The organism is Rhizobium sp. UFLA01-1127 (genome assembly GCF_059803845.1).
Window position 1 is genome coordinate 1 of record NZ_JAUQTZ010000162.1, and the last position, 13,461, is coordinate 13,461.

The window sequence follows — 13,461 nt, forward strand, 5'->3', positions numbered from 1 at the left end:
CGTTTTCTACCTGTGTTAAAGCTCCGAGCCTGTAAGGCTTGTGCCGGGAGGCTGCGCGCAGAGCCGCCGTCCCATGGTGACGAAAGGTGTTATGCGCCTCAGCAGCGCCTCCAGCGATCCGTAGGGTTTCAGCACATTGGTCATTCCTATATTGACCAGACTCATACCCAGGAGGTCCGTATCGAGCACGAAAGCTCTCGTCGCCTCGGGCGTCTGGTCCGGCACGAAATAGACCGACGGCTTGTTCAGCACCTTGGCGCAGGCAATCACGCCGCTTTCGGCCACGAAGGGCCAGTCGGCCTCATCCTTTGCCTTGTGGATCACCTGCATGCGAAAATCCTCAGCCCCCGGGACAAGATCGCTGACTTCGGCCGCGATCGTTCCAGTCGGCAGGGAAAGCCCTGCCGCAAGAACGATCCCGACCGCCGCCGGCATCAGTGCGCCACGGCGGCTGCCGCCGCCTCATCGATCAGTCGGCCTGTGCGGAAGCGATCCAGCGTCAGGCCGGCATTGAACCGGTGCGGCTCGTCGCGGGCGATGAGATGGGCAAAGAGATTGGCCGAACCCGGCGTCGCCTTGAAGCCACCTGTGCCCCAGCCGCAATTGACATAGAGCCCCGGCACCGGCGTCTTCGACTGGATCGCCGAGCGGTCCGGCGTGTTGTCGACGATGCCGCCCCAGGAGCGCATCATCTTCACGCGGCGGAACATCGGGAAGAGCTCGCAGATCGCATCCAGCGTATGGGTGATGATCTGCAGGCCGCCGGTCTGGCTGTAGGAATTATACTGGTCCGTACCCGCGCCGATGACGAGCTCGCCCTTGTCGGACTGCGAGATATAGGCATGCACCGTGTTCGACATGACGACGCAGGGGAAGATCGGCTTCAGCGGTTCGGAGACCAGCGCCTGCAGCGGGCTCGATTGCAGCGGCACGCGCACGCCGGCCATCTGCATGACGACTGTGGTATGGCCGGCTGCGGAAACGCCGACCTTCTTGGCGCCGATGAAGCCCTTGCTCGTGTCGACGCCGGTGACGCGGCCGTCCGGCCCGCGGCGGATGCCGGTCACTTCGCAATTCTGGATGATATGCACGCCGCGATCGGAAGCGGCGCGGGCAAAGCCCCAGGCAACGGCATCGTGGCGCGCCGTGCCGCCGCGCCGCTGCAGGGCCGCGCCGTTGATCGGATAGCGGGCGGTCTTGGAAATATCGAGCGGCGGACAGTAGGCCTTGGCCTGCTCGGGCGTCAGCCATTCATTGTCGATACCGTAGAGACGATTGGCATGGATATGCCGCTTGAATGACTGCTGATCGTGCACATTGTGCGACAGCATCATCACGCCGCGCGGCGAATACATGACATTGTAGTTGAGATCCTGAGACAGCCCTTCCCAGAGCTTCATCGAATGCTCGTAGATGTGCATGCTCTCTTCGTAGAGATAGTTCGAGCGGATGATGGTCGTGTTGCGGCCTGTGTTGCCGCCGCCGAGCCAGCCCTTCTCGATCACCGCGACATTGGTGATGCCATGCTCCTTGGCGAGGTAATAGGCCGCACCCAGGCCATGACCGCCGGCGCCGACGATGATGACGTCATACTCCTTGCGCGGCTCCGGCGAGGTCCACTGAGCCTCCCAGCCCTTGTGAGCCCGCATCGCTTCCCTTGCCACGGCAAAACCCGAGTATTTACGCATTCGCCCTCAACTCCTTCAGGCAAGACGCCCTTTTTCTGGGTCATACAAATCGCAAATCGAAAACCGACACAACGGCTCTTTTGCGACGCATTCAGGACCGTCTTTCGACACGGTTAAAATTGCCATGCAGTAAAGTCATCGGCTCATTGCCATCAGCAGATCTATTTGCGTCGCAGATGGCAGACCTTCACTCGACCACCATGGCCGTCCTTGCGCCAGACGCATCCTTCGTTCCGCGGCTTTCCCTTGTAAAGATAGATCTTCGCACGATGTTTGCTGTCAAAAGTCTGGTTCGAAAAATCGTGGCCACCGACCCGGACGTTCTTGCCGAAGCGCACTTCGCCGGCTGCGGCTGTTCCAAACGCCGCGGCAAGAACGAAAAGGGCAAGCACGGGCACCGCAAGCAACCTCGCAGCGACAGCGAAATCGGGCGATTTCATGAAGCGGCTCCCCCTGGCTTCAGACAACTGCTCGAACGGCGCAATCGCCGTGACACACGAAACGACGGTGATCAGAAATACTCTCATAAGCATGTCAATGTCGCAAAAAATCGACCCGCGAACCCTCATTCAACAGCTTCGATGACTCGTCGCAGGCATCTGCAGCCCAATTCAACCCTCGACAACTAGCTTTTTCCTCTGCAAACTCACGATCTGGCTAGACTTTGACAAACCGATCTGTTATCCCGCCTACCAATCGCAAGGCTGCGGCTGCGCGAACGTTATATTTTTGCCTCCAGGCGTTGCCGTCGCCGCTGGCATCAACCAAACCAAAGGAACGTGATTCTCGTGCAGGTACTTGTCCGCGATAACAATGTCGACCAGGCTCTCCGCGCTCTCAAGAAGAAGATGCAGCGCGAAGGTATTTTCCGCGAAATGAAGATGCGCGACTACTATGAAAAGCCGTCGCAGAAGCGTGCTCGCGAGAAGGCTGAAGCTGTTCGTCGCGTTCGCAAGCTTGCTCGCAAGCGCGCTCAGCGCGAAGGCCTTGTTGCCAAGTAATCGCCGTTTTTTCGACGTTTTCAGATGCATGTGTGGCGGGGGCGAGTCGTTCGCCGCCGCCTTTTTGATTTATTCTCTAGGCAAATCGGATTAAATCAGAAAAGCCTGATATGACGCATGGGGAAAGCGAACCCGATAATGGCAATGACGACTTCCGTAAAGTTCCGCACTTCGAACCTCTCCTTGTTCGTTTCGAAGCGCGCCGCGGCCCTGCCTGCCTTGGCGATACTTGCCGCAATCAGCCTTTCCGGCTGCCAGACCGCCACCACCGATAACGTGATCCGGATCGACAAGGCGCAAGGCTCTTCGGAAAATATCGCCTCGCTGACATCGGTCATCAATGCCAATCCGCAAGACCCGGAAGGCTACAATGTGCGCGGCACGGCCTATGGCCGCGGTGGTGATTTCAACCGCGCGCTTGCCGACTTCAATCAGGCGATCCAGCTCAATCCGAAGTTCTATCAGGCCTACGCCAACCGCGCGCTCATCTACCGCAACATGGGCAAGCTGCCGGAAGCGATTGCGGACTACAATGCCGCCCTGCAGATCAATGGCAATTATGATGTCGCCTATATCGGCCGGGGCAATCTCTATCGCCAGGCCGGCCGCGACAACGATGCTTTCAACGATTATTCGAAGGCAATCAGCCTCGGCACGACCGATGGGCGCGCCTATAACGGCCGCGGCGTGATCTATCAAAAGCGCAACCAGCAGGACAAGGCGATCGACGATTTCTCGAAGGCGATCTCGCTCTCGCCGAATTCGCCGGAGCCTTACAACAGCCGCGGCATTTCCTACCTCGCGCAGAACGACGACGACAACGCTTTTGCGGATTTCAACCATGCCATCGAGCTGAACAACAAGCTTGCAGAATCCTGGGCAAACCAGGCCTTCGTCTATGAGCGCAAAGGCGACAAGGCGAAAGCCCGCCGCTCCTATCAGCACGCGGTCAACCTCGATCCCAACTATCAGCCGGCCAGGGATGGCCTGGCACGCGTTGGCGCCGGCGCCTGACAGGGGCCGCACGCTAAAACCGTTCAGCCGCCGGCATCCCTCGCCCGGCGGCTTTTCTTTGCCTTGTCGAACGCTTAGTCTCGGCCCACCCATCCGAGTGAGACAGCGACATGCCTTCCCCGCAGAAAATCATCGTCATCGGCGCCGGCATCATCGGCGCCTCCATTGCCTGGCATCTGAGCCGCAAAGGCGCATCCGTCACGGTGATCGCCCAGCAGACCGGCGGCGTTGCAACCGCGAACTCCTTTGCCTGGATCAATGCAAGCTGGGGCAATCCGGAGTTCTACTTCCATTTCCGGCGCCGCTCGATGGCCGAATGGTCGAGGCTGAAGGCCGATCTGCCTGATATCCCTCTCTCCTGGTGCGGCGGCCTGTGCTGGGATCTCCCCGAGCCGGAGCTGGACGCCTATGCGGCGCAGCATCATGGCTGGGGCTATGGTATACAGCCGGTCAATCGGGCGACGAGCACGATGCTCGAACCGAGCCTCGTCAATCCTCCCGACTATGCGCTGCATGTTGCCGAGGAAGGCGCCGTTGAACCTGCCACAGCCTCCAGACTGCTGCTGGAAGATGCACAACGTCATGGCGCGATCCTGCTGTCGGGTATCCGTGTCAAGAGCCTGCTGAAAGAGGCTGGCCGCATCACCGGCGTCGAAACGGACGAAGGGCCGATGCGCGCCGATCACGTCGCCCTTGCGGCCGGTGCGGGCACGGCGGCGCTTGCCGCCTCGGCCGATATCTTCGTGCCACTCGAAACGCCACCGGGGCTTATCGTTCATTCCCGCCCCACACGGAAACTGCTGAACGGTCTGGTGATGACGCCGGAGCTTCATATGCGCCAGACGGCGGAGGGACGGGTCATCGCTGGCAGCGACTTTGGCGGCACCGATCCCGGCAACGATCCGCAGGCAGCCGCTCGCGAACTTTTCGCCAAGGTGAAAGCCGCCTTGAAAGGTGGCGAGGCTTTGGAGCTTGATTTCCACACGGTCGGTTATCACCCGACACCGAAGGATGGTCTGCCCATTCTGGGTCGAGTGGAAACCGTGCCGGGCCTTTATCTCGCGGTTCTGCATTCGGGCGTGACGCTTGCGCCGCTTGTCGACCTGCTCGCGGCTGAGGAAATCGCCGACGGCAGGGAAGATTATCAGCTTGCCCCCTTCCGTCCCGAACGCTTCAATTAGCCTAGCCGGAAAAAAACCAGAGTAATTCCAGGAAAAGTGTGAAGCGGTTTTCCGTCCGGAATTGCGTAAAACAAAAAGACGGAGCATTTCGCGATTCGAAGAAAAGCGGAAAGGCTCTGGGAAGGCTCAACTCAGGGGTACATCATTGTGCCCGTAAATACCTGTGATCGCTTATGATTTTGAAGTAATGACTTTTCATATGTTGCAAGGAAAATTACCGGGCAATAACATAACGCCTCTGGAGCATGTAGCTCTGATCTGGGCACGGGGGCGCTGGGCATGATGACCAACGGTATTCTTTTCGCGTTTGCCAGCGTTCCGGAGCGCCATGGAGGCACGATCGGTTGATCGCCTCATGAGGAAACCGCATTTCCCGAAAGCGTCGATTGGGGCCTATCTTATCGCTATTGCCCTGGCGATTGCATTGCCTATTCTGGCCTTTGTCGCACTGCTTCTGGTCCAGCTCGAAAACAATGAACGGGATGTGTTGAAGGGCGATACGGTTCAGGACGCACAGGCTCTTTCGCGTGTCATCGACCGGCAATTGCAGGACATGGCGACAACACTGCGGCTTCTGTCCTCCTCGCCGGAATTGGAGCGCAACGACATCGCCACCTTCTTCGCCCGGACGGAAACCGTCCTGCGTACCGATTCGCTCTTCGTCCTTCTGATGGAAAAGGATGGCCAGCTCCGGCTGAATACGCGCTGGCCTCTCGGTAAGCCTCTTGGCAAGACGGGCAACATGGCTGCGCTGCAATCGGCGCTGGATTCCGGACGCATCGAAGCCTCCGATGTCTTCGTGGGATCGAACGCCCGGCGATGGGTCTACAATGTCACCCTGCCCCTCGAACACTCGCCGGCAGGTGCCGCGTTGGCCGTGACCCAGGATGCGAATGAGCTGGCCAAGCTCGTGACGACGGAAGCCCTGCCGCCGGGCTGGTCGGCTGCCGTCCTGGACAAATCCGGTCATGTCGTCGCGGCCGGCGGTCCGACGACCCTTGCGCCGGGCGATGCATTCAACAAAGACATCCTGCCGAAGCTGATCGCCTCCAGCGGCGTCTACCAGGATGAGAAGGTCCTGCCGAACGCCGTGCTCGGCTATGCGCAGATCTCGGGCTGGTCTTGGAAGGCCGTCGTCTGGGGTCCGATCGCATCGGCGCAGGCATCGCTGATGAGCACCTGGCGTTTTCTGATCTACGGCGGCGTGACATTGCTGCTGATCGCGCTCATCGCCGTCTATGCGCTGGCCCGTCAGGTACGCATCACTATACAGAGCATCGCCGACATGGCGGATCGGATGGGCCGGGGCGAGATCGTGTCGCCGGTCGACACCAGCGTTATCGAAGCAAATCAGGTAGCGATTGCGCTTTCCAACGCCTCATTCGACCGCAGCGTTACGGAGGACCGGCTGCATTTCGTCATGCACGAACTCGTCCACCGCACCAAGAACCTGCTGGCGCTCGCCCAGGCAATGACCCGCCAGCTGGCGCGGCAGACGGACAGCGTCGATACGTTCCAGCGCGCCGTCGCCGATCGGCTGGAAGGCCTGGCGCGCTCGATCGAAGTCCTGACCAGCGAGCAATGGTCCGGCGTCTCCCTGCGCCGCGTGATCGACATCCATCTGGCAACTTTCCTGCAGGGGCCGCAGCAGCTCGAGGTGCTCGGCAACGATTTCCTGCTGAAGCCGGAGGCGGTGCAGAATCTTGGCCTGGTCCTGCACGAGCTTGCCACCAATTCTGTAAAATATGGCGCGCTTTCCGCACCGGAGGGCAAGATCACAATCGAATGGACGAACGAAGCCGGCGAAACCGGCACGATGATCCGCTTCGTCTGGACCGAAAGCGGCGGTCCGACGGTCAGACCGCCGAGCGAAACGGGCTTCGGCACGACTGTTACGAAAACCCACGCCGCGGCATCTTTCAGCGGCAATGTCGAGGTCGATTTCCGTCCGGCTGGACTCGTCTGGATACTGACGGCACCGCGCACCATGATGGAGCGTCAAAGAAACTGAGAGCGGAAACGCTGCCCTTGCGAGCGCCGGAGCAACCTACTCGTTCATCGCCTTGACGATTTCCTCGGTCACCTTTTTGGCGTCGCCCAGAAGCATCATCGTGCCGTCCTTGTAGAACAGCGTGTTGTCGATACCGGCATAGCCCGAGCCGAGCGACCGCTTGACGAAGAGGCAGGTCTTGGCCTTGTCGACATCGAGGATCGGCATGCCGTAGATCGGCGAGGTCTTGTCGTCGCGTGCCGCCGGATTGGTGACATCGTTGGCGCCGATGACATAGGCGACATCGGCCTGGGCGAATTCCGAATTGATATCCTCAAGCTCGAAGACCTCGTCATAGGGCACATTTGCTTCGGCGAGCAGCACGTTCATATGACCCGGCATGCGGCCGGCAACAGGGTGAATGGCGTATTTCACCTCGACGCCGTGCGCCTTCAGCCGATCGGCCATTTCGCGCAATGCATGCTGGGCTTGCGCCACCGCCATGCCGTAGCCCGGCACGATGATGACCTTGGAGGCGTTCGCCATCAGATAGGCAGCGTCCTCGGCCGAGCCGAGCTTCACGGTCTTGTCGGAGTTGTCGGCTCCGCCCGATGCGGTCTCACCGCCGAAGCCGCCGAGAATGACGGAGATGAAGGAGCGGTTCATGCCCTTGCACATGATGTAGGACAGAATCGCACCAGACGACCCGACGAGCGCGCCGGTGATGATGAGCGCGAGATTACCGAGCGTGAAGCCGATGCCGGCGGCGGCCCAGCCGGAATAGGAGTTTAGCATCGACACGACGACCGGCATGTCGGCGCCGCCGATCGGCACGATCAAAAGCACGCCGAGCGCCAGCGACAGCAGCACGACCGCCCAGAAGGCGAAATGGCTCTCGCTCGCTGCCAGGCTGATGATGGAGAACACGATCAGCACGAGCAGGGCGGCGTTGATGACGTGCCGGTTCGGCAGCAGGATCGGCTTGCCGGACATGCGTCCGTCGAGCTTGAGGAAAGCGATGATCGAGCCGGTGAAGGTCAAGGCGCCGATCGCAACGCCGATCGCCATTTCGATGCGGGCTTCGGTATGGATATGGCCGATCTCGCCGATACCGAAGGAAGACGGCGTATAGAGCGCCGAAGCGGCGACGAGGACAGCCGCTAGGCCGACGAGCGAGTGGAAGCCGGCCACGAGCTGCGGCATCGACGTCATCGGGATGACGCGCGCGATATAGGCGCCTGCTCCGCCGCCGATGGCAAGGCCGAGAACGATCAGCACGAAGCCGCCGAAAGAAGGCGCCGCCAGCACCAGCGTCGTGGCGATGGCAATGCCCATGCCGATCATGCCGTAGAGATTGCCGCGCCGGCTGGTTGCCGGATGGGACAAGCCGCGCAGCGCGAGGACGAACAGCACGCCGGAAACGAGATAGAGGAAAGCCGCGATATTGCTCAGCATGCCGCCCTCACTTGTCCTTCTTCTTGTACATCGCCAGCATTCGCTGGGTGACAAGGAAACCGCCGAAGATATTGACCGAGACGAGCACCAGCGCCACGAAGCCGAAGCCGGTGGCAAGACCGCTCGCCGAAATGCCCACGGCCAGCAGAGCACCGACGACGATGACCGAGGAGATGGCATTGGTGACGGCCATCAGCGGCGTGTGCAGGGCCGGCGTTACCGACCAGACGACGTAATAGCCGACGAAGATCGCCAGCACGAAGATGGCCAGCTGGAAGACGAAGGGGTCGATCGCTCCGCCCGTTGCGGCACTGGCCGCTTCGGGCACCTGTGCCGCAGCGGTCCTGACGGCGGTGACGGCATCGTTCAGTTGCTGAAGTGCCTGGTCCATTGCTTGGCTGGCCATCTCAGAGATCTCCCTTCTTGATCGTCGGCTGGTCGGGATCGACGAAATTCGGGTTCACGACCTCGCCGCCGTCGGTCAGCATCGTCGCCTTGATCAGCTCGTCGGTGCGGTTGAGGCCGAGGCTCTTCGTATCCTTGTCGACCATCGTCTCCAGGAAGGTGACGAGGTTCTTGGCATAGAGAGCCGATGCACTTGCCGCGATCCGGCCGGCCATATTGGGATAGCCGACCACCCTGACGCCTTCTACCTCGGCGATCTTGCCGTATTCCGCACCCTCGATATTGCCGCCACGCTCGACAGCAAGATCGACGGCGACCGCACCGGGACGCATCGCTTTCAGCATATCGCGGCTGACGAGACGCGGCGCCGGCCGGCCGGGTATCAGCGCCGTGGTGATGACGATATCCTGCTTGGCGATATGATCGGCAACGAGTGCTGCCTGCTTGACCTGATATTCCCTCGACATTTCCTTGGCGTAGCCGCCGGCGGTCTCCGCCGCCTTGAACTCCTCGTCCTCGACAGCGACGAATTTCGCGCCGAGCGAGGCGACCTGCTCCTTGGCCGCCGGGCGCACATCCGTCGCGGAGACCAGAGCGCCGAGACGCCGTGCCGTGGCGATCGCCTGCAGGCCGGCAACGCCGGCGCCCATGACGAACACCTTTGCCGCCGGCACGGTGCCGGCCGCCGTCATCATCATCGGCAGCGCCCGGTCATAGACCGCCGCAGCCTCGATGACGGCTTGATATCCTGCAAGATTGGCCTGCGACGAGAGGACATCCATCGATTGCGCGCGAGTGATGCGCGGCATCAGCTCCATGGCAAAGCTCGTGAGCCCTGCCCGCGCCATCTCCGCAAGTGCCGCCTCGTTGCCATAGGGGTCCATGATGGCGATGACGATCGCGCCGCTCTTGTAACCGGCGATCTCCTTAGTCGTCGGCCGCCTGACCTTGAGCACGACATCGGCCGCCTTTGCATCCTTGACGGAGCCGATCCTTGCACCGACGGCTTGATACTCGGCATCCGGGATACGCGACAAAGTGCCCGCGCCGGCTTCGATCACGACATCGAAACCGAAGCTCCTCATCTTCTTTACCGTCTCCGCCGAGGCCGCAACACGCGTCTCCTCAGCCACGCTTTCCTTGGCCACGAAAACCAGATTGCTCAACGACAACACCTCGCATCGAACGGCGGCACGCCCGCTGAGGCGGCGCTGCAGCCTGCAGAATCACGGAAAGGCTCGGACCGAAAAGGTCCGGCGTCGGTCAGCTCTGGAACGTCAGCGCAACAGGATGATGCTGGCGACGGAAAGAACGGCGAAAATGACGATGCCGCCAAGGAAGCCGGCATGGCCGAAGAAGCCGGCTGCCATCGCGATCAGCAATGCCGCAACGATCGCACTTCCCACGCGGGCGGCCGAGATGAAAAGATTGTAAGTCTTCTCATGTTCCTTGTAGTCCATCGCAGCGCCAGTTTCCGCCGGTCCGGTATGATGTTCGGCCATTCAGAATTCTCCCCTCGATCCTCTCCTCCGGCAGACGACATCGACTGGCGGCTGGAGTTCGCCCTCAAAAGTCGCGGCATCCCTGAAAAAGATGCCGCAACCAAATTTCCTCCACCGAGGGGTTACACAAAGCGAGGAAAAATGCAATGCACGACAAGGTCGCACGGATGCGCAGCCAGAGCAGGATGCCGAAAAACGTGATCGTCTTTCGGGCGACATCATATTCTACTTCTTTGATTCTAAAGCGGATTCAGATGTCAGGCCGAACAGACCTGACATCATCCCGCTCTAAAGCAATTCCCGGAAAAATGCGCAGTGGTTTTCCGTCCGGAATTGCGTAAAGACAAAGAGATAGAGCAGTTCAGAGATTCCGTGAAAACAGAACCGCTCTAGCCGAATTGCCCGCGGATTTCACGCCGGTCGCCGCTTGCCGACCGCGCGGTCGGCAGAATGGTCAGCGGCGGCGAGCTCATATCTTCCCCGCGGTAAAACATCATGCGCCGTTCATAGGGCTCCGAATCGAAGAACGGGTACCGTTTCATCAGCTTGCCGCGGATCTCCTTCGAACGGGACGCCAGCAGCGTCAGCTCGAAACCATAGGTCTTGGTCATCCGCGGCGGTACGATCGTATCGGCATAAAAGACGCGCTTGTAAAAAGCCGCGTGCGCAGGACGGATATGCTGCATCACCCGATCCGTATCGAAGTAGATGGCGCCGACGATCGCCGGCCGCAGCGTCAGATAGGGCAATGCCGGCAAATCCAACTCGAAGTCCGGATCGACGGCAAAGCGCGCCGGATCGATCAGAGTCATCCCGGCATCGAGAAAGGCGTGTATCTCGTCCGGAAAGATGCCGGTCGATTGGCATACGCGATGATCCGGCGTGACGTGATGTATTCGCACGGTACTCACCAGCTGCTCGAAGTAGTAGACCCCGAAGACAAAGGCATGGTCATCGAAGTCGACATCATCGATCAGATTTTTCGCCGCCACCGGCAGGACGTCGCGCGTCTTGTAAGCCTTGTACCGCAGGCGCGCGACATCCTCCATGTCTTCGCTGCTTTCGATTCGGCGGTATTCTACGTTATCGAGCACCGCCATCAGCTTGCCGGCAAAGCTGTCTTGCAAAGTACCCACATGTGTCATGGTTAAGGTTCCGTAATGGTTAACGGATCATTATTGGTATTAACGGAAGATTTGATCAATATTTTATTTACTTTTTAATAGCTATTTATTCGCTATGGTTAATTTTTTTTAACGAATACCGGTATAGGTCCGGCGCGCTTGAGAAAACGCTCGGGCTTTCGTTGCTGTGAAGCGGGAAGCTTGCAGATTTGTCCGACTGTTTCGCCCGAACAAAGCGAACACGGATTTATGCGTTACGACGCCTGCAAGCACGAGAGCCGGATGATTTCAGGTCTGTTCGGCCTGAAATCTGAATCCGCTCTGGAATCAAAGAAGTAGAGCATGATGTCATCCGAAAGCCGATCACACTTTTCGGCATCATGCTTTGAAGCGCGCCGCGATCTTTCAGATTCGCTTCCTGCGCCCTGGTCTCGGATTTTCACGCATATCCTGATCGCAAAACCGCTGAACAATTCTACGCGACATGCTTCAAAAATACTGCGAATGACCCGGCACCGATGATTGTCGCGGCGCAATGCGATGGCCCGCGTCCAGATTGCAGCGGCCTCTGGGCAATGATACCCGTCATTCGATCCGTCAGGCGACGTGATCCTGCCGCACGCCCGGCAGGCGCCGGCCGAGGCTCTCCACCATCTCCGCCACCTGCTCCCGCGACACGGGCGCCGAGAACACATAACCCTGGATGATATCGGCCAGATTCTTCTCGACGACGAGTGCCAGTTGCTCCAGCGTCTCGACACCCTCGATCACGATATGGAGGCTGAGCGCACGGGAAAGATCGACAATGCCGCACAGCAGCTTGAAACGGCGGCTGTCCGTCGTAATGTCGCGAACGAAAGACCGATCGATCTTGACGACATCCACAGGCAGGGAATCGAGATAGCTGAGGCTGGAAAAACCCGTTCCGAAATCGTCGATCGCAATCGTGATGCCTTTGGCGCGCAGATCGGCGAGTATGGACCGGACGGTTGCCACCTCATCCATCAGGCAGCTTTCGGTAACCTCGAGATGAAGCCGCGAAGGCGCCAACCCCGACGCTTCGAGCGCCTGCACGACGATGCCGACGATATTGTCGCTGCGCAGATCCTGCGCCGAAAGGTTCACTGAGACGGCAAGCGGCGCCGGCCATGAGGCGCAGTCCCGGCAGGCCTGATTGATCATGAAACGGGTGATGCCGGCCACGATGCCCATCTCCTCGGCGATCTGCACGAAGATATTGGGCGGGATGGAGCCCTTTTCCGGATGAATCCAGCGCGCCAATGCCTCGCAGCAGTCGATGCGGGAGCCATCTGGCGTGAACATCGGCTGATAAACGGCGTGCAGCCTGCCGGCTTCAACCGCTTCGCGCAAATCATCCTTCAGCTTCTGGCGCTCAACATAACGCGCATCCATCTCCTGCTCGAATGCGCTGCAGCCGCCCTTCATCCGGGATTTGGCGTCGAACAACGCCAGATCGACCTTGATCTGCCATTCCTCCGGACGGAATTCCCGGCTCGACATCGTCACATATCCGCCGCTGGCCGAAATCCGGAAGCTGTAGTCGTCGACGTCGTAAGTCCCCGTCATCGCCGCATGCAGCGCGCGGATACGGCCGTCGATGTCCGTGGCATTGTCCTCGCTGGGAAAGAACAGCACGAATTGATCGCCGACAAGACGGGCCGCCAATGCCGCAGTACCGGCAAGCCCTTTCAGGCGCTCGGCGATGGCGACCAGCAGGCGGTCTCCGGCCACATGCCCCTTGGTATCGTTGACGTGCTTGAAGTCGTCGACATCGAGAACCAGAATTCCGATCCGGCTTTCCCGGGGAAGCGCTGCGAGCCTTTCCTTGACCAGATCGATGAAATACTCCCGGTTCGGCAACCCCGTCAAAGGATCGTAGCGCACCATATGCAGGATCTTGCGTTCCGCCCGGATGCGCACGGTCACATCCTCGAAGATCAGGATGACGATCCCATCGGCGCGGCGGCTGGCCGAAAACTCGAGGAACTGGTCCTCGTTGAACTGTATGAGGGTGCGCGAAAGCGTGCCGCTGACGAGTTGCGCCATCTGTCGCTGGATGAGACCGGGCAAAGACCCGTCG

At 59.9% G+C, this 13,461-nt stretch carries 13 protein-coding genes; 4 read left to right on the plus strand and 9 right to left on the minus strand.

The features are described from left to right. Window positions 1-15: 15 nt before the first annotated feature. The 3 genes from Q4Q11_RS27595 to Q4Q11_RS27605 all read right to left on the minus strand — a co-directional run bounded on the left by Q4Q11_RS27595 (window position 16) and on the right by Q4Q11_RS27605 (window position 2,128). On the minus strand, window positions 16-435 hold the full coding sequence (locus Q4Q11_RS27595; protein WP_498571466.1) for a hypothetical protein: 420 nt from the start codon (window positions 433-435) through the stop codon (window positions 16-18). Then, window positions 435-1,688: a sarcosine oxidase subunit beta family protein gene (locus Q4Q11_RS27600; protein ID WP_112502923.1), complete on the minus strand. Its 1,254-nt coding sequence runs from the start codon at window positions 1,686-1,688 to the stop codon at window positions 435-437. The genes Q4Q11_RS27595 and Q4Q11_RS27600 overlap by 1 nt, the downstream gene beginning before the upstream one ends. 161 nt (window positions 1,689-1,849) lie before the next feature. After that, window positions 1,850-2,128 carry a hypothetical protein gene (locus Q4Q11_RS27605; protein WP_112503790.1) on the minus strand — a complete coding sequence of 93 codons (279 nt, stop codon included), beginning with the start codon at window positions 2,126-2,128 and terminating at the stop codon, window positions 1,850-1,852. A 348-nt stretch (window positions 2,129-2,476) separates the two neighbouring features. Here Q4Q11_RS27605 and rpsU point away from each other — a divergent pair, with 348 nt between their 5' ends. The 4 genes from rpsU (at window position 2,477) to Q4Q11_RS27625 (ending at window position 6,895) form a co-directional block, all read left to right on the plus strand. Further along, window positions 2,477-2,689, plus strand: coding sequence for a 30S ribosomal protein S21 (gene rpsU, locus Q4Q11_RS27610; protein ID WP_004117638.1), 213 nt, complete (start codon window positions 2,477-2,479; stop codon window positions 2,687-2,689). 138 nt (window positions 2,690-2,827) lie between these two features. Continuing rightward, on the plus strand, window positions 2,828-3,703 hold the full coding sequence (locus tag Q4Q11_RS27615) for a tetratricopeptide repeat protein (RefSeq protein WP_113213635.1): 876 nt from the start codon (window positions 2,828-2,830) through the stop codon (window positions 3,701-3,703). A 110-nt stretch (window positions 3,704-3,813) separates the two neighbouring features. Continuing rightward, a complete protein-coding gene (locus Q4Q11_RS27620) occupies window positions 3,814-4,884 on the plus strand; it encodes an NAD(P)/FAD-dependent oxidoreductase (RefSeq protein WP_498571467.1) in 1,071 nt (356 codons plus the stop codon). A gap of 355 nt (window positions 4,885-5,239) precedes the next feature. Beyond that, window positions 5,240-6,895 (plus strand): sensor histidine kinase, encoded by a 1,656-nt coding sequence (locus Q4Q11_RS27625; protein WP_498571468.1) that lies wholly within the window; start codon window positions 5,240-5,242, stop codon window positions 6,893-6,895. Between the two features lie 36 nt (window positions 6,896-6,931). Here the strand turns inward: Q4Q11_RS27625 and Q4Q11_RS27630 are convergent, their stop codons facing one another. The 6 genes from Q4Q11_RS27630 to Q4Q11_RS27655 form a co-directional block, all read right to left on the minus strand. After that, the gene (locus tag Q4Q11_RS27630) at window positions 6,932-8,326 is read right to left on the minus strand and encodes an NAD(P)(+) transhydrogenase (Re/Si-specific) subunit beta (RefSeq protein WP_112503788.1); all 1,395 of its coding nucleotides are present in this window, start codon (window positions 8,324-8,326) and stop codon (window positions 6,932-6,934) included. Window positions 8,327-8,336: 10 nt separating this feature from the next. After that, the gene (locus Q4Q11_RS27635; protein ID WP_112502911.1) at window positions 8,337-8,735 is read right to left on the minus strand and encodes an NAD(P) transhydrogenase subunit alpha part 2; all 399 of its coding nucleotides are present in this window, start codon (window positions 8,733-8,735) and stop codon (window positions 8,337-8,339) included. A gap of 1 nt (window position 8,736) precedes the next feature. Further along, the gene (locus tag Q4Q11_RS27640; protein WP_112502908.1) at window positions 8,737-9,900 is read right to left on the minus strand and encodes a Re/Si-specific NAD(P)(+) transhydrogenase subunit alpha; all 1,164 of its coding nucleotides are present in this window, start codon (window positions 9,898-9,900) and stop codon (window positions 8,737-8,739) included. A 111-nt stretch (window positions 9,901-10,011) separates the two neighbouring features. After that, window positions 10,012-10,236, minus strand: a complete 225-nt coding sequence (locus Q4Q11_RS27645; RefSeq protein WP_112502906.1) for an aa3-type cytochrome c oxidase subunit IV — start codon at window positions 10,234-10,236, stop codon at window positions 10,012-10,014. A gap of 389 nt (window positions 10,237-10,625) precedes the next feature. Beyond that, window positions 10,626-11,381 carry an N-acyl amino acid synthase FeeM domain-containing protein gene (locus Q4Q11_RS27650; protein WP_113216458.1) on the minus strand — a complete coding sequence of 252 codons (756 nt, stop codon included), beginning with the start codon at window positions 11,379-11,381 and terminating at the stop codon, window positions 10,626-10,628. 576 nt (window positions 11,382-11,957) lie between these two features. Next, a partial coding sequence (locus tag Q4Q11_RS27655) for a putative bifunctional diguanylate cyclase/phosphodiesterase (protein WP_498571469.1) occupies window positions 11,958-13,461 on the minus strand: 1,504 nt, incomplete at its 5' end.